At 53.3% G+C, this 23,295-nt stretch carries 28 protein-coding genes; 2 read left to right on the top strand and 26 right to left on the bottom strand.

Annotated elements, in window-relative coordinates:
• Positions 1 to 3: 3 nt before the first annotated feature.
• The 23 genes from nagZ to IXC47_RS05150 all read right to left on the bottom strand — a co-directional run bounded on the left by nagZ (position 4) and on the right by IXC47_RS05150 (position 19,448).
• On the bottom strand, positions 4 to 1,077 hold the full coding sequence (gene nagZ, locus IXC47_RS05255) for a beta-N-acetylhexosaminidase (RefSeq protein ID WP_195874921.1): 1,074 nt from the start codon (positions 1,075 to 1,077) through the stop codon (positions 4 to 6).
• Positions 1,074 to 1,466, bottom strand: a complete 393-nt coding sequence (gene acpS, locus IXC47_RS05250; protein WP_195874920.1) for a holo-ACP synthase — start codon at positions 1,464 to 1,466, stop codon at positions 1,074 to 1,076. Before acpS ends, nagZ begins: the two co-directional genes overlap by 4 nt.
• Positions 1,463 to 2,230: a pyridoxine 5'-phosphate synthase gene (gene pdxJ / locus IXC47_RS05245; protein WP_195874919.1), complete on the bottom strand. Its 768-nt coding sequence runs from the start codon at positions 2,228 to 2,230 to the stop codon at positions 1,463 to 1,465. The genes acpS and pdxJ overlap by 4 nt, the downstream gene beginning before the upstream one ends.
• 13 nt (positions 2,231 to 2,243) lie before the next feature.
• Positions 2,244 to 3,107 (bottom strand): DNA repair protein RecO, encoded by an 864-nt coding sequence (gene recO, locus IXC47_RS05240; RefSeq protein WP_195874918.1) that lies wholly within the window; start codon positions 3,105 to 3,107, stop codon positions 2,244 to 2,246.
• A gap of 12 nt (positions 3,108 to 3,119) precedes the next feature.
• Positions 3,120 to 4,022: a GTPase Era gene (gene era, locus IXC47_RS05235; protein WP_175626625.1), complete on the bottom strand. Its 903-nt coding sequence runs from the start codon at positions 4,020 to 4,022 to the stop codon at positions 3,120 to 3,122.
• Positions 4,019 to 4,984: a ribonuclease III gene (gene rnc, locus IXC47_RS05230; RefSeq protein WP_195874917.1), complete on the bottom strand. Its 966-nt coding sequence runs from the start codon at positions 4,982 to 4,984 to the stop codon at positions 4,019 to 4,021. The genes era and rnc overlap by 4 nt, the downstream gene beginning before the upstream one ends.
• A gap of 33 nt (positions 4,985 to 5,017) precedes the next feature.
• A complete protein-coding gene (locus tag IXC47_RS05225) occupies positions 5,018 to 5,407 on the bottom strand; it encodes a DUF4845 domain-containing protein (RefSeq protein ID WP_175626623.1) in 390 nt (129 codons plus the stop codon).
• Between the two features lie 20 nt (positions 5,408 to 5,427).
• On the bottom strand, positions 5,428 to 6,351 hold the full coding sequence (gene lepB / locus IXC47_RS05220) for a signal peptidase I (RefSeq protein WP_195874916.1): 924 nt from the start codon (positions 6,349 to 6,351) through the stop codon (positions 5,428 to 5,430).
• Positions 6,348 to 8,141 carry a translation elongation factor 4 gene (gene lepA, locus IXC47_RS05215; protein WP_195874915.1) on the bottom strand — a complete coding sequence of 598 codons (1,794 nt, stop codon included), beginning with the start codon at positions 8,139 to 8,141 and terminating at the stop codon, positions 6,348 to 6,350. The genes lepB and lepA overlap by 4 nt, the downstream gene beginning before the upstream one ends.
• A 217-nt stretch (positions 8,142 to 8,358) precedes the next feature.
• Positions 8,359 to 8,610 carry a glutaredoxin family protein gene (locus tag IXC47_RS05210; RefSeq protein WP_195874914.1) on the bottom strand — a complete coding sequence of 84 codons (252 nt, stop codon included), beginning with the start codon at positions 8,608 to 8,610 and terminating at the stop codon, positions 8,359 to 8,361.
• Positions 8,611 to 8,683: 73 nt separating this feature from the next.
• A complete protein-coding gene (locus tag IXC47_RS05205; RefSeq protein WP_195874913.1) occupies positions 8,684 to 10,168 on the bottom strand; it encodes a DegQ family serine endoprotease in 1,485 nt (494 codons plus the stop codon).
• Between the two features lie 14 nt (positions 10,169 to 10,182).
• Positions 10,183 to 11,199 carry a MucB/RseB C-terminal domain-containing protein gene (locus tag IXC47_RS05200; RefSeq protein WP_175626618.1) on the bottom strand — a complete coding sequence of 339 codons (1,017 nt, stop codon included), beginning with the start codon at positions 11,197 to 11,199 and terminating at the stop codon, positions 10,183 to 10,185.
• A 5-nt stretch (positions 11,200 to 11,204) separates the two neighbouring features.
• A complete protein-coding gene (locus tag IXC47_RS05195) occupies positions 11,205 to 11,753 on the bottom strand; it encodes a sigma-E factor negative regulatory protein (protein WP_175626617.1) in 549 nt (182 codons plus the stop codon).
• A 65-nt stretch (positions 11,754 to 11,818) separates the two neighbouring features.
• On the bottom strand, positions 11,819 to 12,421 hold the full coding sequence (gene rpoE, locus IXC47_RS05190; protein WP_124575132.1) for an RNA polymerase sigma factor RpoE: 603 nt from the start codon (positions 12,419 to 12,421) through the stop codon (positions 11,819 to 11,821).
• Between the two features lie 82 nt (positions 12,422 to 12,503).
• A complete protein-coding gene (locus IXC47_RS19570; RefSeq protein WP_407651069.1) occupies positions 12,504 to 12,998 on the bottom strand; it encodes a protein YgfX in 495 nt (164 codons plus the stop codon).
• Between the two features lie 52 nt (positions 12,999 to 13,050).
• Entirely contained in the window at positions 13,051 to 14,292 is a 1,242-nt protein-coding gene (gene fabF / locus IXC47_RS05185) for a beta-ketoacyl-ACP synthase II (RefSeq protein ID WP_195874912.1), read from the bottom strand.
• 29 nt (positions 14,293 to 14,321) lie between these two features.
• Positions 14,322 to 14,561: an acyl carrier protein gene (gene acpP, locus IXC47_RS05180; RefSeq protein WP_009664389.1), complete on the bottom strand. Its 240-nt coding sequence runs from the start codon at positions 14,559 to 14,561 to the stop codon at positions 14,322 to 14,324.
• A gap of 126 nt (positions 14,562 to 14,687) precedes the next feature.
• Positions 14,688 to 15,431 (bottom strand): 3-oxoacyl-ACP reductase FabG, encoded by a 744-nt coding sequence (gene fabG / locus IXC47_RS05175; protein WP_195874911.1) that lies wholly within the window; start codon positions 15,429 to 15,431, stop codon positions 14,688 to 14,690.
• On the bottom strand, positions 15,431 to 16,363 hold the full coding sequence (gene fabD / locus IXC47_RS05170; RefSeq protein ID WP_195874910.1) for an ACP S-malonyltransferase: 933 nt from the start codon (positions 16,361 to 16,363) through the stop codon (positions 15,431 to 15,433). The genes fabG and fabD overlap by 1 nt, the downstream gene beginning before the upstream one ends.
• Before the next feature lie 52 nt (positions 16,364 to 16,415).
• A complete protein-coding gene (locus IXC47_RS05165) occupies positions 16,416 to 17,402 on the bottom strand; it encodes a beta-ketoacyl-ACP synthase III (protein ID WP_195874909.1) in 987 nt (328 codons plus the stop codon).
• A gap of 8 nt (positions 17,403 to 17,410) precedes the next feature.
• A complete protein-coding gene (gene plsX, locus IXC47_RS05160) occupies positions 17,411 to 18,496 on the bottom strand; it encodes a phosphate acyltransferase PlsX (protein WP_175626613.1) in 1,086 nt (361 codons plus the stop codon).
• A gap of 147 nt (positions 18,497 to 18,643) precedes the next feature.
• A complete protein-coding gene (rpmF, locus tag IXC47_RS05155; RefSeq protein ID WP_012079211.1) occupies positions 18,644 to 18,826 on the bottom strand; it encodes a 50S ribosomal protein L32 in 183 nt (60 codons plus the stop codon).
• Positions 18,827 to 18,950: 124 nt separating this feature from the next.
• Positions 18,951 to 19,448, bottom strand: coding sequence for a YceD family protein (locus tag IXC47_RS05150; RefSeq protein WP_175626612.1), 498 nt, complete (start codon positions 19,446 to 19,448; stop codon positions 18,951 to 18,953).
• A 107-nt stretch (positions 19,449 to 19,555) separates the two neighbouring features.
• On the opposite strand from IXC47_RS05150, the gene IXC47_RS05145 reads away from it, so the two are divergent.
• Positions 19,556 to 20,170 carry a Maf-like protein gene (locus IXC47_RS05145; protein ID WP_195874908.1) on the top strand — a complete coding sequence of 205 codons (615 nt, stop codon included), beginning with the start codon at positions 19,556 to 19,558 and terminating at the stop codon, positions 20,168 to 20,170.
• A gap of 22 nt (positions 20,171 to 20,192) precedes the next feature.
• On the top strand, positions 20,193 to 20,948 hold the full coding sequence (locus IXC47_RS05140; protein ID WP_195874907.1) for an SAM-dependent methyltransferase: 756 nt from the start codon (positions 20,193 to 20,195) through the stop codon (positions 20,946 to 20,948).
• A gap of 270 nt (positions 20,949 to 21,218) precedes the next feature.
• Here the strand turns inward: IXC47_RS05140 and IXC47_RS05135 are convergent, their stop codons facing one another.
• Genes IXC47_RS05135 through IXC47_RS05125 form a run of 3 tightly spaced genes read right to left on the bottom strand, consistent with a single transcriptional unit; the run spans position 21,219 to position 23,291 of the window.
• Positions 21,219 to 22,223, bottom strand: a complete 1,005-nt coding sequence (locus tag IXC47_RS05135; RefSeq protein WP_175626609.1) for a S49 family peptidase — start codon at positions 22,221 to 22,223, stop codon at positions 21,219 to 21,221.
• A 27-nt stretch (positions 22,224 to 22,250) separates the two neighbouring features.
• Positions 22,251 to 22,625: a Rieske (2Fe-2S) protein gene (locus IXC47_RS05130; RefSeq protein ID WP_175626608.1), complete on the bottom strand. Its 375-nt coding sequence runs from the start codon at positions 22,623 to 22,625 to the stop codon at positions 22,251 to 22,253.
• Between the two features lie 6 nt (positions 22,626 to 22,631).
• Positions 22,632 to 23,291, bottom strand: a complete 660-nt coding sequence (locus IXC47_RS05125; protein WP_195874906.1) for an HAD-IA family hydrolase — start codon at positions 23,289 to 23,291, stop codon at positions 22,632 to 22,634.
• Positions 23,292 to 23,295 lie beyond the last annotated feature (4 nt).

Raw genomic sequence — 23,295 nt, 5'->3', positions numbered from 1 at the left:
CACTCAAGATGCAGCGAGTGCTTTTGCAGCCTTCTTCGCCGCGAGATAACGCGCGTCCTGTTGCAAGGCATCCCAGCTCAATGCTGGTGACTGCGGGGTCAGCGCCGCAATACGGGCAGCCGACTCTTGCGTTGCCTTGTTATCCTTGACCTGCAAGCCTGCCAGCAGTTGATCTGCCTTGTCCGGGGAATTACAGATCAGCACCATATCGCAACCCGCGTTCAATGCCGCATGCGCACCATCGATCACGGTACCGGCGACACTCGCGCCTTCCATGCTGAGGTCATCGCTGAAGATCAAACCTTCAAAGCCGAAATCCTTGCGCAGCATGGTCAGCCATTTGCGTGAGAAACCGGCTGGATGCTTGTCGACTTTCGGATAGATCACGTGCGCTGGCATCACACCCGCCAGGCTCAGGCCGAGCCAGTCGTATGGTGCTGCATCTTCCGCCAGAATCTGCTTCAGTTCGCGTTCGTCAACCGGGATTTCCAGATGCGAATCCGCTTTGACAAAACCGTGGCCGGGGAAATGTTTGCCGCAGTTGAGCATGCCAGCCAGCATCAGGCCATGGTTCAGGCTCTTCGCCAGCATGGTAACCACACGTGCATCGCGATGGAAGGCGCGATCACCGATCACACCCGATTCACCATAGTCCAGATCCAGCACCGGTGTGAACGACAAATCAACGCCGCAGGCACGCAATTCAGCTGCCAGCACATAGCCGACATCGGTCGCAGCCTTGGTCGCTGCCAGTACATCCTTGTCCCACAGCGCACCCAGTTTGCGCATCGCTGGCAAATGCGTGAAGCCATCCGTTTTGAAACGTTGGACGCGGCCGCCTTCATGGTCGACTGCAATCACAATGCCCGGACGCGCTGCATGGATAGCAGCCGTCAACGCTGTCAGTTGCGCGCGATCCGTATAGTTGCGCGCAAACAGGATCACGCCACCGGTCAGCGGATGCTGGATGCGACGGATATCGTCAGCACTCAGTGTGGTGCCGACCACGTCCAGCATTACCGGACCGAATTTTTCTGTAGCATTTCTAGCTGCTGTACTTAACACTGCTGCGTTCATTTTTTCTCCACAATCACAAAAGCGACCGCATACTCGACTTCATCCGTTATCGAAACCTGTGCGGTCAGTCCATTTTCCTGCATGAATTCTTCCAGCTTGCCGCTGGCGACGATGATAGGTTTACCACTGGGCGCATTCAGTATTTGCGCAGCACGCCAGGTCATGGGCATGTGTATGCCCAGCCCTATCGCTTTTGAAAATGCTTCCTTCGCCGCGAAGCGTGTCGCCAGGAAGCGCAAACCGCGTGCCTCTACCTTGGCCTTGCGACGATAGTACTTCTCCAGCTCTTCCTTGCCCAGGATGCGCTCGGCAAAGCGATCACCATGGCGCCCCAGCGCCGCTTCTATGCGATCGATTTTAAGGATGTCAGTGCCTATGCCGTATATCATTTTCTCATTCCAGCCAGGCGTGCCGCGATCATGATGGCTTTCATTTCGCGCACGGCGTTTTGCCAGCCTACGAAGACCGCATGTGCAACGATGGCGTGGCCGATATTGAGTTCGGAGATATCCGGAATGGCCGCGACGGCCTGCACATTGGTGTAGTGCAAGCCATGGCCTGCATTGACCTTCAGGCCGCGCGCAATCCCTTCCGCTACACCGCGTTGCACGCGCTCCAGTTCGGCCTGCTGTTGTGCAGCGTCATGTGCATCAGCATAGCGTCCGGTGTGCAACTCTATGACGGGCGCACCTGCTTCAGCTGCTGCCTGGATTTGCTCTGCATCGGCATCGATGAAGAGACTCACGCGTATGCCTTCGGCTTGCAATTGGCGGATCGCTGCAGCAACCACATCGAAATACTTAACGATATCCAGCCCACCTTCGGTGGTCACTTCTTCGCGTCGCTCCGGTACCAGGCAAACATCTTGCGGCTTGATACGACAGGCGAAGTCAACCATTTCGGTCGTCACTGCCGATTCCAGGTTCATGCGTGTCAACAGCTTGGGACGGATCACCTCGACGTCCGCATCCTTGATGTGGCGACGGTCTTCGCGCAAGTGCAGCGTGATCGCATCAGCGCCGGCCTCTTCCGCCAGCAAGGCAGCTTGCAATGGGTCCGGATAGACAGTGCCGCGCGCATTGCGCAAGGTGGCAACGTGGTCGATATTGATGCCGAGATCGATGATGGTGGAAGCTGGTTGAAGATAGCTCATGTATGGGGTTCCGTTAAAGCTGCAGCAAGTCGATCAATATTTGACGGGTGTTAAGAGGCGCACCATTGAGATGATGAGCGAGCAGGAAACGCATCAGGAATTTACTTTGCGTTTGCGTTTGCGCATCGCTGTAATCTTCGTTTTCCATATCCAGCAAGGTCTTGCCGGAGACGCGTGGCCAGACATCGGATGGACGCGCAGGACGCGGACCACGTTCTGGATCCAGCACATAAATTTGTTCGAGGGTGATCGCCTTGCCACTGCCAGCGCAGACACGCCAGTCGCTGGCGACACCGGTTTCCTGCAACAAGGCGCGCTCGAATTTGCGCAATACTATCGCTGCCGGTTCGTCATGCGCCAACTGATTCAGGGCACTGATGTAGTGATCAAACAAAGCCGGATGCGGATCATCACGCGCCAGCAATTTCACCAGTAATTCGTTCAGGTAAAAGCCGCATAGCAGAGCCGATTTCTCCAGCGGCAACAGCCCACCAACCCACTCTGCCGCAGTCAGCGTACGCACTTCAGCCTTACCGCTCCAGCCGACTGATAAAGGCTGGAAGGTTTGCAGCACGCCACGTAACTGGGAATGCGGACGCTTGGCACCTTTGGCGACCAGCGCTATGCGACCATGATCGCGTGTAAATACATCGACGATCAGGCTGGTTTCTTTGTAGGGATAGCTGTGCAGCACAAAGCCGGGTTGTCCGGCGATGCGGAATTCTTTTTCCGGGGTACGGGCACGGCGTGGTGCCGCTTTGATGGATTTTGCAGGTTTCGCAGCAGATGTTTCCGCAACACTTTCTGCGGGCACCGACGGCTGTTCTTCGGCTGAAGAGTCGTTGAAAGAACTGACGTCGGCGATAGATGCAGCCATCTTTAGCTAGGGCTATTCGTATCCGTATGCACGCAGACCGGCTTCGTTATCAGCCCAGCCTGATTTGACCTTGACCCAGATTTCCAGATACACCGGGCCACCGAACAGGCGCTCCATATCGAGACGCGCCTGGGTAGAGATATCTTTAAGACGGGCACCCTTGTTACCGATGACCATCGATTTATGGGTGTCGCGCTCAACCAGGATCGCAGCGAATACGCGACGCAGATTGCCTTCGACTTCAAATTTCTCGATCAGCACAGTGCTGGTGTACGGCAATTCATCGCCCACGAAACGGAATACTTTTTCGCGCACGATTTCAGCAGCGAGGAATTTTTCGCTGCGGTCAGTGATGTCATCTTCGCCGAAGATAGGCGGGTTTTCCGGCAGGTATTTTTTGATTTCGCCTTGCAAACCATCGAGCTGGAAACGCAGCTTGGCCGACACCGGCACCACGGCTGCGAAGTCATGCTTGGCGGCGATTTGCTGTGCGAACGGCAGCAAAACTGCCTTGTCCTTGGTGCGATCAGACTTGTTAATCACGAGTATGCAAGGAACATTTTTCGGGATCAGGTCCAGCACTTGTTGATCGGCCTGGCCGAAAGTACCCGCTTCAATTACATACAGGATGACGTCCGCGGCAGTCAGCGTATTCGTCACCGTACGGTTCAGTGTCTTGTTCAAGGCATTCGCATGACGCGTCTGGAAACCAGGCGTGTCGACATACACAAACTGCGCATCTTCCACAGTCTGGATGCCGGTGATGCGATGGCGCGTGGTTTGTGCCTTGCGCGATGTGATGCTGACCTTGGCGCCGATCAACTCATTCATCAAAGTCGATTTACCGACGTTAGGGCGACCGACGATCGCGATATAACCGCATCGAAAGTGAGACAGTGCGGCGGATTCAGTCATGCAATTTTAGAATGTGTAGTGGTAGAAGATTTTGTTGCGCCGTCATCAGATGCGGCAGATGTCGTTTTCGCGGCATCATGCTCGGTGATCAGACTCTTTTGCCCATCGTTGGTCGGCGCTTCAGTTGATTCAGTAACAGGCTTGATTTCAGCCTTGGTGTTTTTAGCTTCGGTCTTTGCCGGTGCCTTGGCTGCCTTGTCAGCTTCATCCAGTTGCACCGTCGCGATACCTGCCAGCTTCAGTTGCGCGGTACGCGGTTTGGCTTTGCGGCTGGCAGCAGGTGCTTTGACGAATGCGGCCTGCACTGCTTCCAGTGCCAGCTTGGCTGCAGCCTGCTCACCGGCGCGGCGACTGCCGCCAGTGCCAAATACCTGGATGTCCAGCTTGGGGACCAGGCATTCGATTTCGAATTCCTGATTGTGGGCGGCACCATGGGTAGCGACCACATTGTATTGCGGCAAAGCGATTTTTTTACCCTGCAGGTATTCCTGCAATAAAGTCTTGGCGTCTTTGCCCAGCGTCTTGGGATCGACGCTATCGAGTATCGGAATGTAGAGCGCGCGGATAACATCGCGTGCGATATCGAAACCGGCATCGAGATAGATCGCACCAAACAACGCTTCCAGCGTATCAGCCAGGATAGACGGACGACGGAAACCACCCGATTTTAATTCACCCTCACCGAGGCGCAGGAAGTGCGACAACTCGAGGCGCTGTGCGATTTCGTACAGCGATTGTTGCTTGACCAGATTGGCGCGCAAACGTGACAAGTCACCTTCATCTATCTTGCTGTAACGATCAAACAACAGCGAGGCAACCACGCAATTCAAAATGGAATCGCCGAGGAATTCAAGGCGCTCGTTATGTACGCTACCGTGGCTACGATGTGTCAAAGCCTGCTGCAACAAGACAGCATCCTTGAAAGTGTGGCCCAGCCGGTTTTGCAATAACGTTAAATCCATTTTTCTATCGCTTATTTCTATCGCTTCATCGCCTTAAGGTAGAGCTTTCTTTGCTACGCCGTTACCGGTCGAACCAGCGTAATCGATCAGCAGGCTGACCGGTCCGCCTAGCGGTATCGTTTTTTGATAAGCAAAGCTGATTTCAGTGTCGTCGCCATTCTTGACGATGTCCAGATCCTTGCCATCGATTGCATCGATATAACCGACTTCAGCCTGACGGTTAAACGCTGCACGCATTTCCGGCACCGAACCGCCCGCAGCCTTGACGCTGGCGATCGCCTTCTTGATCGAGAAATACTCAGTCACGGTAGGCGTTACTTTCATTGCCAATACTGCAATTGCCCCTATCACAGCCAACACCACGATCAGGCCTACCAAACTAATGCCTTGTTGATAACGCTTGTTCTGCAACGGGTATCCCATGTACGCGCTCCTGATATTGATTACTGGAAATTACCGATACGACCGAGGTTGCTCGGGAAGTTGTTCAGATTCAACCAGATAAAAAATGCTTTTCCGACAATGTTTTTATCCGGCACGAAACCCCAGTAACGGCTATCCAGGCTGTTATCCCGATTATCACCCATCATGAAATATTGTCCAGCAGGGACCTTGCAGGTAAATCCTTCTACATCGTAATTACACAATTCCCGGTTCGGGAAGTCGTGCGGATTAGCCACATAGGACGGTGCACGTGGATTATTCAGGATTTGGTGAGCCACACCGTTCAAATCTTCGCTCAGGTGCTTGGAGTAGCTCAGTGTCTCTTCATCCAGATAGTCTGGCAAAGGCTTGTAGGACACCGGCTGGCCGTTCACGATCAAGCGCTTGTTGCGATAAGTGACGGTATCACCAGGTACCCCCACCACGCGCTTGATGTAGTCCAGCGCCATGTTTTCCGGGTATTTGAAGACCATAACGTCACCGCGTTGCGGTGTGCCGACATCGATGATTTTCTTGTTGATGATAGGCAAGCGAATGCCGTACTGGTATTTGTTAACCAGGATCAGGTCACCGACTTGCAGCGTCGGCACCATCGAGGTCGATGGAATCTTGAACGGCTCGTACAGGAAGGAGCGCAGGAAGAACACCAACGCAATCACCGGGAAGAAGCTACCCGAATACTCTATCCAGGCCGGTTGGCGCAACAGGCTGGCTTCCAGTGCAGAACGGCCGGTCGTGTCAGGCTTGATACCCTCGCCTGCCAGCTTCGCATTGCGTGCATCATATTCAGCCAGCACTGCGTCTGCCTTGGCACGTCGTTGCTTCTTCAGGTACAGCACATCGAGGAACCAGACGATGCCGGTTCCCACCATCAGGATGAAAAGAATCAGCGAAAAATTACCTAAGATGTCTTGAAACGTCATTTCTCATCCACTTGTAGAATTGCCAGGAACGCTTCCTGTGGAATCTCTACCGAGCCCACTTGCTTCATGCGTTTCTTACCGGCTTTTTGTTTTTCCAGCAGCTTGCGTTTACGGCTGATATCGCCGCCATAACATTTCGCCAAAACGTTTTTACGCAGCGCTTTCACGTTTTCACGCGAAATAATGTTGGCACCGATAGCGGCCTGAATCGCAACGTCAAACATTTGACGCGGAATCAGCTCGCGCATCTTGGCAGCTACTGCACGTCCACGATACTGGCTGTTGGCTCGATGCACGATGATCGCCAGCGCATCAACCTTCTCGCTATTGATCAGCATATCGACCTTGACCACATCGGATGAACGGTACTCCTTGAACTCGTAATCCATGGACGCGTAACCGCGCGAGGTCGACTTCAGCTTATCGAAGAAGTCGAGCACGATTTCTGCCATCGGCATTTCATAGATCAGTTTGACCTGTTTGCCGTGGTAGCTCATGTCCATCTGGATGCCGCGTTTTTGCGTACACAGCGTAATCACCGAGCCGACGTACTCCTGCGGCATGTAGAGATTGACGGTGACGATAGGTTCGCGGATTTCTTCGATTTTCGAAGGATCAGGCATCTTGGACGGGTTATCCACCATCAGGATGGAGCCGTCACGCAAGACCACTTCGTAAATAACGGTAGGTGCAGTCGTGATGAGGTCCATGTCGAACTCGCGTTCGAGACGTTCCTGCACGATTTCCATATGCAGCAAACCAAGGAAACCGCAGCGGAAGCCGAAGCCCAGCGCCTGCGACACTTCCGGTTCGTACATCAGGGCGGCATCGTTCAGCTTCAGTTTTTCCAGCGAATCACGCAAAGCGTCGTACTGGTTGGCCTCAACCGGGAACAGACCGGCAAACACTTGTGGCTGCACTTCCTTGAAACCAGGCAAAGGCTCGGCTGCCGGACGGCTGACCAGGGTCACGGTATCACCGACCTTGGCTGCTTTCAGCTCTTTGATACCGGCGATGATGAAACCCACCTGCCCGGCTGTCAGCGCATCGCGCGAAATCGATTTAGGAGTGAACACGCCGACGCTTTCGACCAGATGCTGCGAGTCGCTGGCCATCAACAGAATTTTGTCTTTCGGACGCAAAGTACCGTTCACCACACGTACCAGCATCACCACGCCGACGTAGTTATCGAACCAGGAATCGACGATCAATGCCTGCAGCGGTGCACTCGCATCACCCTTAGGCGGCGGCACCTTGGCAATCAGCGATTCCAGTACGTCTTGCACACCGAGGCCGGTTTTGGCCGAGCAATGCACAGCGTCGCTGGCATCAATCCCGATCACTTCTTCGATTTCTGCACAGGCATTGGCCGGATCAGCAGATGGCAAGTCGATCTTGTTCAGTACCGGCACCACTTCCACGCCCAGATCCAGCGCGGTATAGCAGTTCGCTACGGTTTGCGCTTCCACGCCTTGTGACGCGTCGACTACCAGCAAAGCACCTTCGCAGGCAGACAGCGAACGGCTGACTTCGTAGCTGAAATCGACGTGACCCGGTGTATCAATCAGGTTCAGGTTATAGACCTCGCCGTCACGCGCCTTGTACGTCAGGGCTGCGGTCTGCGCCTTGATGGTAATCCCGCGCTCACGCTCAATGTCCATGGAATCAAGGACTTGCGCCTCCATTTCGCGATCGGACAAGCCGCCGCACAATTGGATAATGCGGTCGGCAAGAGTCGATTTACCGTGGTCGATATGGGCGATGATGGAAAAATTGCGAATGTTGTTCATTAACCAAGTGACAATTACAAAAAAAGCGCTCTATGCTGGGATGCTTCCCCAAGCGAGCGCCTTGTTACAGAGGGATGACGGCCACGGCATTTTACCGGATTTCAGAGGGGAAATCCCGGAAATTCCCGGCTTCTGCGTTTGGTGTGACAATTTCATACGAAATCACATTAGCCCTATCATTTCCGCTGATACGCGCCGCCGAAGCTGACGATACCGTTTATGAATGTGCAACAAAGGCCCGTACCGCGGCCTCATCCAGAAAATAGTGGCACAGCTGTTGCACCGCTTGCCCCTCCTTATGACCGAGCAGCACTGGTACCAGTTCATCATATTGCGCGACCAGGGCCGGATCAGCATCGACATCCAGCACATGGATCGGATAAGTATCCGGCCCGAGCAAGGTTTGCAATGCCTGCAGCATGTCATCGCACAGATGACAGTAGATACGCGAATAAAGTGTGAATTGCATCAAGGATGACCTTCGCAGGCAAAAGAAAAGGCTGCGAGCTTTTCAGCAGGCAGCCTCATCTTCGTTAGTCGGCTTACTGCGCCAGAGGTTTGATCGTCACGAATTGTGAGGAATCACCGCGACGCACCAGCAGCAAAGTGGTTTTCTTGGTATCCAGCTTGGCTACCAGACCGTTGAATTGACGCGCATCCTTGATGTCTGTGTTATTCAGACGCAGGATGATGTCACCGGCACGCAAACCGGCACGCGCTGCAGCACCTTCAGTCGCTTCCAGCAGAACACCGCCATCTATCTTCAGTTCCTTGAGCTGTGCTGCACTCAAGTCACTGACGATCATACCGAGCGCATTCGCAACCTGCTCAGCCTTCGGCTTCTTCTCTTCTTTCTTCACGACCTTGTCGGCTTCCAGCTCGGCTACCGTCAGGTTCAGGTCGCGCATTGCGCCCTTGCGCCATACCGAGATCACGGAACGGGTACCTGGCTTGGTACCACCAACCAGACGTGGCAAATCGCTGGAGCGCTCGATGCTGACGCCATTGAATTTCAGGATCACGTCGCCAGCTTCCAGGCCACCTTTTTCAGCCGGGCCACCTGGTTCCACGCGTTGTACCTGCGCACCTTGCGGACGCGGCAAACCGAGGGACTCGGCGACGTCTTTCGTCACTTCACCGATCTGTACGCCGATACGACCGCGCGTCACTTTACCGGTAGTGCGCAATTGATCTGCCACACGCATAGCTTCGTCGATAGGCACTGCGAACGAGATGCCCATGTAGCCACCGGAGCGGCTGTAGATTTGCGAGTTGATACCGATCACTTCACCGCGCATATTGATCAGCGGACCACCCGAGTTACCCGGGTTGACAGCCACGTCAGTCTGGATCAGAGGCAGGTAATCACCGGTATCACGTGCTTTCGCCGACACGATACCCGCCGTCACAGAGTTATCCAGGCCGAACGGCGAACCGATCGCGATCACCCATTCACCTACACGTATCTTGTTGGAGTCGCCCATCGCCAGACGCGGCAGGTTGCTGCCCTCAATCTTGACGACTGCGACGTCAGTGCGTATATCCGCACCGATGATTTTTGCTTTGTATTCGCGCTTGTCAGTCAGGGTGACATAGACCTCGTCCGCACCATTGACGACGTGCGCATTGGTCATGACGTAACCGTCAGCAGAAATGATGAAGCCAGAGCCCACACCACGCGGCACTTCTTCTTCCGCTTCAGGTGCGGCTTTGCCACGTCCACGTGGCGCAGGCTGTTGCTGACGCGGCGGAATTGGCGCACCGAAGAAACGACGGAAAAATTCCTGCATTTCTTCATCGTCGGTCGCTGCATTGCCTTGCTGGCTGACTTTGGCTTTTTCCGTAGTACGGATATTCACCACCGCCGGGCCGGTTTTTTCAACCAGATCGGTGAAGTCAGGCAAACCGGCAACGGATGGTGCAGCGACAGCAGGTGCGACACCTGCAAGCGCAGGAATAAAGAATGCACTCGCAACACCGAATAAAACTACGGAGAGCTTTTTGTGCACGAGAGGAATTGTTTTCATAAATTCAAAAATTCTTATTTAGACTTGAACTCTATCGAATTGGAAACCTGCTTGATCGCTGCCGCAGGCACCTCGCCCACTACCGTCAACCAATAATCACCCTGCCGCTTGCCGACGATGTTCATCGCGCCTTGCTGCATCGAGCCTTCGGTCCGGCTTTGCGTACCTGATTCAATAAAGACCGAGATCGCTGCCAATCCGTCCGAATAAACAATTTGCGACACTTCACGTTGCGTAGGCGCGGCGTTGTCCGCTGCATTCGCAGGTGCGGTATCGGTCACCAGGCGCTTCATCTCACGTATTTTTTTGAAGCCGGGCGGAATATCCTTCACCGACCAGCCGGACAAATTGGTTTCACTCATGACGGCATTTTCTACGCGCCAGCCCTGGGTATTCGGGAAACTCGATTTCACACGACTAGGATCGATATGACCGATGGACAGCTGGGTAAATGCAATCTGTTCGACCACATCATTTTTCTCGTTCAGCGTCTGTGCCTTGAGCAAGAGACCAGTCGATTTGTCAGCCCACAGCTTGTAGCCATAACGCAGCTTGTCTTTCGGCTCCAGGATAATGGCCTGGCAATCAAAACCAGCTATGCGGCCAGTCTCGCCTTTTTTGAAATGGTAGTGCTCAGCCAGGTCTGCCGGATTGGCACCCAGGATGGCCGGGAAGACGTCTTTCGTCACGCGCTTTTCTACACGTATCGATTTCACTTCCGGGATGTAGCAGGCAACCTCTTCATTGTTGCGGATGTACTCACGCGGCTTGCCATCGAGTATCTCGAGTTTCTCAAGCTCGTTCTTGCCATTGAAGATATGCGTGATACGCGAGGTGCGTACGTGATTGCCCTGCTGATAGACGAAGGTGCCCGAGTAATTCAGCTTCTGTGCAGATGACTGGATTTTCTTCAGCCATACCTGCGTATCTTGCTGTTCGTGACCAGCGCCGGCATCCTCCGCATAAGCGGTGAACGCCATGACGCTGGAAAAAAGCACTACGAATTTAAAAAAACCTAATGTTTGCCGCATATTTATTACTTGTCTGAGTCAACAGCGAAGGTAGCTGCGCGGGCGTACTGCGCACTGCTGTACACAGAAGGTGAAAAACGTTGGTGTGCCAACAGATAGTCGTCTATACGCGGATCACGCAGGACTTCACCATCCTTGCTGGCGACAGTAATCGTTTCAGGCGCTGCGGCAGCCGTTACTACCGGCGCATTCGGCGTCATCATTTGCGGCACGGTCAGGAAAGCGGCGACCGCGACAGCAGCAGCCATACCGGCTGGCATGGCGAAGCGGCGGAACGCTGCATCCTTTTTGGCCACGGCTACGCGTTTCTCTGCAGGCACCATGATGGTCGGCTCTGCATCCAGCATGGCAAACATGCGCGTATTGAAATCTGCACTCAACTGAGTATTCAAATCGTCGGAGCGCAGGGCGTCGCCGATTTGATGATACATATTCCACGTATCGCGTCCTTCTTGCTGGCGCAATGCAGCCAAAGCGATATCGACATGTCCATCAGACAATTCGTTATCGGCAAAAGCTGATATCTGTTCCCGCGTCATATTCATCGTATTCATCACTACCTCGAAAAAATTAAGGCTACCCCTATATTTGCAGCAAAAAGCGTTTCTTTATTTATTTTTCACCAACGTTTATCGAGTGCCGTATCCAGCAACGGCCTTAATTTTTCCGAGATGGCTTCGCGCGCCCGGAAGATCCGGCTGCGTACTGTACCGATAGGGCAACCCATCGATTCAGCTATCTCGTCGTAACTCAGTCCTTCGATCTCTCGCAAAGTAATCGCCATTCGTAACTCTTCTGGCAACTCCTCCATCGCCACATTCAAAGTCTGCGCGATTTGCTTGGTTGCCAACAACGATTCCGGTGTATTGATATCTCTTAGGTGGTCTCCGTCGTCAAAAGTTTCTGCTTCTTCGACATCTGCTTCAGTTGATGTCGGAGCACGACGGCCCTGGGTGACCAAATAGTTCTTCGCGGTGTTGATGCCGATACGATATAACCAGGTATAAAACGCCGAATCACCGCGAAACTGCGGTAATGCGCGATACGCCTTGATGAATGCTTCCTGCACTACGTCTTCAGCCTCAGCCTGGTCGCGGACTAGCCGCGACACCAGTCGCATCAATTTCCGTTGGTACTTGATCACTAATAGCTCGAAAGCTTTTTTGTCGCCACGTTGTACACGCTCGACAAGTTGCTGATCAATATCGCGTTCTGTCGTCAATCCATTCCCTTGTTATTCTGCAACACGCACGCGGCTCGCCTAATTGACTGGACGAAACTTGTTTGGTTCAAAAAAATCGTAACTAAATCCCGCTGATACGCTGCTTATCAGCGTCTGCATGCCGCATAACTATCCAGCGACAAGCGACTAATAAGGCCCGATAACTATCTGGTGTTACTGAATCCGGCAAGATCACTACATTATGCGTTTGCCGGACGGCATTTTGTAGACGTAAGAGTAACAAACCTGGCCATAAAGTCGAGTCCGGCAGCAATTCCACCAACTCGCCCTCACCCGGTTCCGCCCTCTCACCTGCAGGCAGTCCAGCCAGACGAATCTGACCATTACCCGATATTTGTATCTTATATATTTTTCCATTCCTTAGAGTCCGGAAAAATATATAAGATCCACATGCTACGCATAGGACGGCAAGCAAGCTCCGTACTGTCAAACTCAAATCCCCAACCAGCCCGAACAACAGCACTGCGGCAATCAAAAACAAGGTTGCGCACATCAGCACCAGCAGCCCGGCTAAGCATCTGGACTGCTGCACTACGGCTGATACCGCAATAGACATGGGAGGAATAAGTAAAAAATCCGATTACCCTTACGGAATAATCGGATTTTGATCAGACTTTACCAAAAATCAAGGTACCGTTCGTACCGCCAAAACCGAAGTTATTTTTCATGGCGTACTGAATAGGAATCTCGCGCGCGGTATTAGCGCAGTAGTCGAGATCACATTCCGGATCCTGATTGAAGATATTGATCGTAGGCGGCGAAATTTGATGATGCAAGGCGAGCACGGTAAATACCGACTCAAGTCCACCGGCACCACCGAGCAAGTGACCTGTCATCGATTTTGTCGAGTTGACTGTCAGCTTCTTCGCATGTGCGCCAAATGTGGCTTTCACTGCATCCGTTTCATTTTTATCGCCCAATGGGGTCGACGTGCCATGTGCATTCAGGTACTGCACTTGATCGGCAGCGATTTCCGCGCTCTTCAGTGCATTCGTCATGCTGCGACGTGGGCCATCCATGTTAGGAGCAGTGATGTGATAAGCATCGCCACTCATGCCGAAACCACACAGTTCCGCATAGATTTTTGCACCGCGTGCTTTCGCATGCTCGTACTCTTCCAGCACCATCACGCCAGCACCCTCGCCCAGGACGAAACCGTCACGGTCTTTATCCCATGGACGGGAAGCCGTAGCAGGATCATCGTTGCGCGACGACAAGGCGCGTGCAGAAGCGAAACCACCCAGACCCAGCGGTGAAATCGTCGATTCGGCACCACCTGCAATCATGACGTCCGCATCACCGTATTCGATCATACGACCAGCAGCGCCGATCGAATGCAAACCAGTGGTACATGCAGTCACAATCGCCAGATTCGGACCTTTCAGACCACAAATGATCGACAGGTGACCTGAAATCATGTTGATGATGGACGCAGGCACAAAGAACGGGCTGATGCGACGCGGGCCACGATTGGTCAGCTCAGCGTGGGTTTCTTCGATCAGCGGCAAGCCACCGATACCGGAACCGACGATGACGCCAATACGTTCGGCATTCTCTTCCGTCACAACCAAACCGCTGTCTCGCATTGCCTGCATGCCAGCTGCCACGCCGTAGTGGATGAATGTATCCATGTGGCGCGCTTCTTTACCGGGAATGTAGTCCTCGATATTGAAGTTTTTTACTTCTCCAGCAAAATGTGTGCTGAAGGGTGTCGCATCAAACTTGGTGATGGTTGCAATGCCAGATTGCCCTGCAAGAAGCGAATTCCATGCGTCTGCGACAGTGTTGCCGACGGGAGAAATACAACCAAGACCAGTGACGACGACACGACGTTTACTAGAGCGGCTCAAGCAATTCTCCTAGAGTCGTTCAAAACAACTTACGCTTTTACGTGTGCCTTGGCGTAATCGATCGCCTGCTGCACTGTAGTGATTTTTTCGGCTTGTTCGTCAGGGATTTCCATTTCGAATTCGTCTTCGAGCGCCATCACGAGTTCAACGGTGTCGAGCGAGTCAGCGCCCAGATCGTCAACGAAAGACGATTCGATTTTGATGTCTGCTTCGGCGACGCCCAGTTGTTCAGCGACGATTTTCTTAACGCGTTGTTCGATATCCGACATGTTTTAACTCCAATGGGTGGTTACAGAAAGTGCGCGCATTTTAGCAGGTTTGCGCACCGAAAATTCATTTTTAGCTTTTGTCATCAAGAAACCTGAAACTTCGGCTAAAAGTGACTAATTACAAATTTAGTTCATATACATACCGCCGTTGACGTGCAACGTGGTACCAGTAATGTAACTCGCCTGAGGCGATGCAAGGAAACTCACTGCAGCAGCAACGTCTTCCGCCGCGCCCAAACGTCCTAACGGAACCTGTTGCAGCAAGGCAGCAATTTGCTGCTCGCTCAGGGTTTTCGTCATATCCGTATCAATAAAACCAGGTGCAATGCAATTGACGGTAATGTTGCGGCTACCGATCTCACGTGCCAGAGCACGACTCATGCCAGCCACACCAGCCTTGGCTGCAGCGTAATTCATCTGGCCAGCATTGCCGGACGAGCCGACAACTGATGTTATGTTGATAATACGACCAGCTTTAGCCTTCATCATGCCGCGCAAAACCGCACGCGACAAGCGTCCGACCGCAGTCAGGTTGGTCGCAATGACGCTGTCCCACTCTTCGTCCTTCATGCGCATCGCCAGTTGATCCTGGGTGATGCCTGCATTATTGACGAGGATGCTGACAGCACCGAATTCTTTCTGGATCTCATCGATCAGCTCGACCGAGCGCGCGGCGTCATTAACGTCCAGCACGACGCCCTTGCCGCCGTTACCGAGATACTCGGAAATCGCGTTGGCGCCGGATTCCGACGTTGCCGTGCCGATTACCTTGGCGCCCTGCTTAGCCAATTCCTGTGCGATCGCACGACCGATACCGCGCGAAGCGCCGGTGACCAGGGCGACCTGGCCGCTCAAATCAACTGTAGTCATTATTTCAAAAGCTCCAAAACAGCGTCCAGCGACGCTTGATCGACAATTGCATGTCCGGTCAACTCGCCGTTGATACGCTTGGTCAAACCAGCCAATACCTTGCCAGGACCGCATTCAACGACGTCAGTGACGCCATCCGCAGCCATTTTTTGCACCGTCTCAACCCAGCGCACCGGATTGGCAGCCTGGCGCACCAGGGCGTCCTTGATACCATCAACATCGCTGACGATAGCGACATCGACGTTATTGATCAATGGAATTTGTGGCGCATTGAAAGTCAGCGTTGCCATGTATTCGCGCAAACGATCCGATGCAGGCTTCAGCAAAGACGAATGGAACGGCGCAGAAACCGGCAGCGACAACGCGCGTTTGGCGCCCTTCGCCTTGGCAGCTTCGCAGGCACGCTCGATCGCAGCCTTGTGACCAGCGATGACAACTTGCGCTGGAGCATTGAAGTTAACCGCTTCGACTACATCACCTTGCGCCGCTTCCGCACACACAGCCAGTACATCCGCGTCGGACAAACCGAGGATAGCAGCCATGCCACCCTGGCCGACAGGAACGGCTTCCTGCATCGCCTTGGCGCGGAAACGCACCAGCGGCACGGCATCCTTGAATGCGATCACGCCAGCCGCAACCAATGCGGAATATTCACCCAGGCTATGACCAGCGACCAGCGCCGGAGTCTTGCCGCCTGCAGCGATCCACGCGCGATACATCGCGACAGCGGCCGTCAGCATGACCGGTTGGGTGTTGGTAGTCAGGTCCAACTCTTCCTTCGGACCTTCGGAAATCAATTTGGCCAGATCGAACTGCAATGCGTCCGATGCCTCTGCCAGAGTTTGCTGCACGACTGCGTTGTCAGCGAAACCGTTGAGCATGCCGATCGCTTGCGACCCTTGCCCTGGAAAAACGAATGCGAATTTGCTCATGCTTGTTTTCTAGTTTTATTTAAAAAAACGATTTGCGTCCCTGTCCCCGGGATCACATCCGTGCCAGCACCGCGCCCCAGGTGAAGCCGCCGCCTACGCCTTCCATCATGACATTCTGGCCTGGCTTGATACGACCATCACGCACACCAACGTCGAGCGCCATAGGAATCGAAGCAGCTGAAGTATTACCGTGCTGATCGACAGTCACGATCATTTTGTCCATGCCCAGGCCCAGTTTTTTGGCTGTGCTTTGCATGATACGGATATTGGCCTGATGCGGGATAATCCAGTCAACTTCCGACGACTCCATACCGGCCAATTCCAGCGCTTCGTGCGCCACTTTATCCAGTACCGAAACGGCCATCTTGAACACTGCAGGGCCATCCATATACAGGAAGGCGCTACCTTCAACCACACCCTTGTTGACCTTGCCAGGCAAGCACAGGATATCGCCGTAGTTACCATTTGCATGCAGCTTGGTTGCCAGCACGCCAGGCTCTTGCGAAGCCGTCATCAGGACAGCGCCGGCACCGTCACCAAACAAGACGCAGGTAGTGCGATCTTCGAAATCGATGATGCGCGAGAACACTTCCGCGCCGATGACCAACACGTTTTTATGCGTCCCGGCCTTGATGAAGTTGTCCGCGATCGATACCGCGTAGACGAAGCCGCTGCATACCGCTTGTACGTCGACAGCGGCGCAATCATTCGTGATGCCCAGTTTGCGCTGCACCACGCAGGCAGTGCTTGGGAAGCCACCGAAGAAATCCGGGGTCGAGGTCGCAAGGATAATCAGGTCGACATCATTGACGCCGAGCTTGGCCATATCCAGCGCACGCTTCGCAGCCTCTACTGCGAGGTCACTGGATTGCACGTCTGCATCTGCATAATGACGTGCTGAAATACCGCTGCGCGAAACGATCCATTCGTCGGAAGTTTCGATGCCATTGCTGGCCAATTGCGCAGCCAGTTCTTGATTGGTAACGCGGTTAGGTGGCAGGTAGCTGCCTGTACCGATAATCTTGCTGTAAATAGTCATGCGCTTTTCTATTTTTCTATTGATGTTGCATTAGATATTGCCACAGCGGAATCTTCTGGTGAGGCGTCAGATTGCGGCATCAAATCGGCAATCTTGGTCGAAATACGCGTCAACACATCGTACTTGGCGGCGTCAAACGCACGCTTGATCGCCCATTGATAACCATAAGCATCCGCACCACCATGACTCTTGAATACCAGGCCACGCAGACCCAGCAGACTGCCGCCATTGTAGCGAGAAGGATTCATTCGTTGTGAAATTGCTTTCAGGGCTCCACGTGCGATCAATGCGCCCAGCAAATTCAGCGGGCTGCTTTTAAATTCAGTGGTGAGTACGCTCTTGACGAAACGTCCCAGTCCCTCGGAAGCCTTGAGAGTGACATTACCGACGAAACCGTCACATACGACGATGTCGGTCGTACCTTTGAAAATATCATTGCCCTCTACGTTGCCGTAGAAATTCAGCCTGCCCTGCTCGTGATCTGCACGCAGCAAAACTGCGGTTTGCTTGACCACCTCATTGCCCTTGATATCTTCTTCGCCGACATTCAGCAAACCGACGGTAGGACGCGGATTGCCTTCCATCGCGGAGACCAGCGCAGAACCCATCAACGCAAACTGATGCAAATGCTGCGGCTCGCAATCGACGTTCGCGCCGAGGTCGAGCATATAGGTAGGGCCGTCTTTTTGATTCGGGAGGATGCTGCAAATGGCGGGACGATTCACACCCGGCAAGGTCTTCAGCACGTAACGCGAGATCGCCATCAAGGCACCCGTATTACCGGCCGAGACGCAAGCATCGGCATCGCCCTGTTTGACCAGGTTGATCGCGACACGCATGGAAGAATCCTTCTTGCGGCGCAAAGCGATTTCGAGGGGGTCGTCCATCGTCACGACCTCGGTCGCATTCACGATCGATAAACGTGGATGCTCACTGGCCTTGTGTTTTTTCAGTTCGGCCAATAGCGATGCTTCCAGCCCGACCAAAATAAGCTCGGCATCTGGCTCGCTTTGAACAAACGAAATAGCGGCAGGAATGGTGACTGAGGGGCCGTGATCGCCACCCATACAGTCGATAGATATTTTAATTGTCATTGGATTGACTCAGGGCGTCACTCTAACCGCATTATGGGCCAGATTCAGCTTGATTCAAAATGACGGAATGTGCTGTTTTAGCATATTAAAAAACGGCGCAAAGTTATGAACTTACCGCGCCGCTTTCTTTGCCTGAAAGACGAATGATTATTCGTCGTTTTTGGTTTTCAGGACTTTACGGCCACGATAAAAGCCGTTAGGGCTGATATGGTGACGCATGTGTGTTTCACCGGTGGTTGGCTCAACGCTCAGTTGCGGAGCAACCAGGAAGTCGTGCGAACGGTGCATACCGCGTTTCGACGGTGTCTTTTTGTTTTGTTGAACAGCCATGATAACTCCTAAACCTTAAGTTCTAAAATTCTAACACATCCGTTTTGCAAACTCACGGCAAAACCGATAATCCTTACTACAAAATCTCAATATGCCCGCTTAAGGCTTCACAGCTGCAGCGAATCTATTGCTTCATACCTTTCAGCACGTCGAACGGCGATGGTTTTCTTGCATTCATCGCACTCTCAACTGCTGCATTGTCTGGACACACATCATGCTTAGGCGCCTGAGGAAGCGACAATAAAGCCTCGTCCTCAATCAGATCAGTAACATTCAATGTCTTGGATCCGACTATCACATCTATGGTGTCGTCTGCCAGCAACGCGTCTATTTCATCAGCGTGCTCATCGTTTTTTGCAAGAACCAGCACGGATTCCGATGCAATATCGAATTTCAGTGGCGTCATGCAACGCTGGCACATCAAATGAACTGAGCCGGATACCGACATAGTCAGTTGCGGGTGGCCCAAACCATCAGTACCACCATGCAAAGACCAATGCAGCGATGCAGGCATATTTACGGATTCTGCAGCAAGCCGCGGCAAATCAGCGATTGCAACGTCGCCTTCACGCTGCTCTCTATGCCGACTGAACTCGAAGGCGTCAATTACAAAAGCATTCATAGGCTTAGCCGAACCCGGAAAACCTGCGATAATAACAGGCTTTTCCTTTATTCGTCAAAGCGTTAGCGCAGTTTTTTTGAGCGCTCATTCAAATAAACGTCAAATAAATGCCTTCTTCCGCCCCGCCAGCACGTCTGATCCTCGGTTCCAGCTCGGTTTACCGTAAAGAATTGCTCTCCCGGCTGGGCCTGCCATTTGAAGTCATGACGCCGGATATAGACGAAACCGCCCTGGCCGGGGAAACCCCGTCCGCCACAGCGTTGCGATTAGCACAACAAAAAGCGACCGCCATCGCCACTAGAGCGCCGAATTCGCTGATCATAGGCTCGGATCAGGTGGCGACACTGGACGACGAACAGATAGGCAAACCAGGCAACCATGCCAACGCCATGCTGCAATTGCAGAAAATGCGTGGCCGCGAAGTCGTTTTCCACACCGCACTTTGCCTGTTCGATGGTCGCAGCGACATTTCATCACCGCAGATCCAGCTGGAAAATATCCAAACCTTCGTGACTTTCCGCGATTTGCCGGATGCAGAACTCGATGCCTACCTGCACATAGAGCAACCTTACGACTGCGCGGGCAGCGCAAAAAACGAAGGCCTGGGCATCACCATCCTGGAAAAAATCACCAGCAACGATCCGACTGCCCTCACCGGCCTGCCTTTGATCGCCTTGACCGGCATGCTGCGTCGCGCCAACATCGCATTTTTCAACACTTAATAAGCAGCGCATTACAAACAACATGCCAGGCATTCTCTACCTCATACCAAACACACTGGGCCAGACCGAGGTCGCCGACACCGATCCGCTGGCCCACATCATCCCGCAAGAAGTACAAAGCATCACCGCAAAACTTGACTACTTCGTCGCCGAAAATGCCAAGACCACGCGCGCCTTTCTCAAGCTGATAAGCAGCCGCAATACCCTAGCCAAGCCGATACAGGAAATACGGATCGCTGAACTCAACGTCAATACCGAAACCAAGGCATTGCCTGCATTACTTGAGCCCTTGCTGGCCGGACAGGATGCTGGCCTGATTTCAGAAGCAGGCGTTCCTGCTGTCGCAGATCCGGGTGCCAACCTGGTGCGTCTCGCACATGCGCGCGGCATACAGGTACGCCCACTGGTCGGCCCTTCTTCCCTGTTGCTCGCAGTCATGGCCAGTGGTTTGAGCGGACAGAATTTTGCTTTCAACGGTTACTTGCCTATCGATGCCGCAGCACGCAGCAAACGCATCAAGCAATTGGAAGATCGCTCGCGCCAGGAAAAGCAAACGCAATTCTTTATTGAAACGCCATATCGCAATGCCGGTTTGCTCGAAACCCTCGTCAACACCTGCAATCCGAATACGCTGATCAGCGTCGCTACCGATCTCACGCTGCCATCCGAAGCAATCAAGACGCAAACCGCGGCGCGCTGGAAAGCAGATTTGACGTCCGGCAAAACGCCCGACTTCCACAAAAAACCTACCGTGTTTTTATTGCTCGCAGATAGCTGAGCACAAATGCAAAACGGCGATGTTTCATCGCCGTTTTGCCTGTCTCCGTAGGAGACATTAGGAGAGGTCGAAGACCTTCATTTTTCCAGCATAGACACGCTACCGAAATGCGAGCGGATGCCCCTTAGCAGTTGCAGACGTTGTTGCATTCACATCTCCAGATGCTGATAGCGCACTACCAATATAGACAAGCGCAAACAGATTTCAAGCTCGGTTACATTCTTGCGTCGCCGCATTAATGCAACACCGCAATGTGGCTTTTCGAGCGAATTACTTCAGCGTAGGAACTGCTTGTTCGGTAATGGCTTTCATAGCAGATGCACCTGCTGCCGCACCAAACTTGCGCAATACACGATCAGACAAACCTTCACGCTGCGTGTAATCAACAATATTCGTCGACTTGAATTCATCGCGCGCGACGCTTTCAACCGTACCAAAGCCATCGGCCAAACCTAGTTCCACCGATTTGGCACCAGTCCAGACCAGGCCAGAGAAAATTTCAGGCGTATCTTTCAGGCGCTTGCCGCGTCCTTTACGCACCACGTCTATGAACTGCTCGTGGATTTCATTCAGCATCTCTTGCGCGTAATGCTTTTGCGTTTCGGTTTGCGGGCTGAACGGATCCATAAAGCCTTTGTTATTACCAGCGGTCAGCATGCGTCGTTCAACGCCCAGCTTTTCCATCGTGCCGGTAAAGCCAAAGCCATCCATCAACACACCGATAGAACCGACGATGCTCGCCTTGTTAACATAGATGCGATCAGCTGCAGCCGCGATGTAATAACCACCGGACGCACACATTTCATTGACGACGACATACAAAGGTTTTTGCGGATACTTTTTGCGCAGGCGCGTGATTTCATCATTGATGATGCCCGCCTGTACCGGGCTGCCACCCGGGCTATTGATTTGCAAAATCAAACCAACCGAACCCGGATCTGCGTAGGCTTTGGTCAAAGCGGAAATCACGGTATCTGCATCGCCCGCGCCCTTCGCTTCTATCGTGCCTTCGATCTTGATCAGCGCAGTATGCGGACCTACGTTTTCCATATCGCCGACCGATGGACCGAAGCTCATCCACAGCGCGAACGCAATCAGCGCCACCGTGACAAATTTAAAGAAGATGCCCCAACGTCGACGCGCCCTCTGCTCCTTGAGCGTGGCGAAGGCCAGTTTTTCCAGCACTTCACGTTCCCAGCCTTCCTTCTTCGGCGCAGGGGCCGCGGATGACTGCCATGCAGACGGCTGATTCAGGTTGTCGTTATCGTTGCTCATGATGTCGTGTGTTTTGTTCCGCGCCGCTTATGCGCGCGCGGGTCTTACGTATTCGTCTGCCTGCCAGAATACCTGATTATCCTTTTCGATGACGACAATTGCGCGCAAGCGCCCGCCGCGGCATGGACCACCAGCACAACGCCCGGTTTCAGGCAGATAAACCGCGCCATGGGTGGAACAGATCAGGTAACGTCGTTCCGACTCGAAAAATTCGCCGTTATTCCAGTCCAGCTCAATCGGAATATGCGCGCAACGATTCAGGTAACCATAAGCGACGCCGTTGTAGCGAATTACAAAAGCACCCGCATCTTCACCACCCGCCGTCACCGGGAAACGCACGCCCTTGCCGCCGTCTTCCAACGCAGCCGAGTCACAAACCGGAATCAGGATCTCAGTAGTCAATCTTGCTTATCCGTTTTCATTCAGCCAGGTGTGTAGCTCTGCCACCGAAGTTGCTGCATACATTGGATTGAGCGCTGTCAGCTCAGCCGGAGTATGCGCGCCGTAATGCACGGCCACGCCAGCGGCACCTGCATTCTGTGCCAGCAACAAATCGTGCGTGGTGTCGCCGATCATCACCGTACGCTTCATATCCTGCCCCAGCTCACGCGTCAGCTCCTGCAACATCGCAGGATGCGGTTTGGAGAAAGTTTCGTCAGCGCAGCGTGTCGCATCAAACAAAGACAGCAACTTGGTACCATCCAGCGCCCGGTTCAAACCAACCCGGCTCTTGCCGGTCGCCACTGCCAGGAAGTAACCCTGCTGCGACAAATCTTCCAGCATCTCGCGCACACCTTTAAACAAGGTCAGACCACCATCCTGATTCAGGTAGTGATAACGGTAGCGCTCGACCATGCGTGGGTAGTATTTAGGATCGATGCCCGGCAATGCTGTTTCCATCGCTTTTTGCAAACTCAGTCCGATTACATGCGCAGCGGCCTGATCTGCCGGAATCGGCAATCCCAGGTCTTTGGCTGCTGCTTGTATACAGTTAATGATAACTGCCGTGCTATCCATCAAAGTGCCATCCCAATCGAAAACGATGAGATCAAATTGCTTTCTTGCCATGTAA

The sequence above is a fragment of the Herminiimonas contaminans genome (assembly GCF_015645465.1).
In the GTDB taxonomy this organism is placed as follows: Bacteria; Pseudomonadota; Gammaproteobacteria; order Burkholderiales; family Burkholderiaceae_D; genus Oxalicibacterium; species Oxalicibacterium contaminans.
The sequence above is the reverse complement of the archived record's forward strand: the minus strand, read 5'-3'. Positions and strand labels throughout refer to the sequence as shown.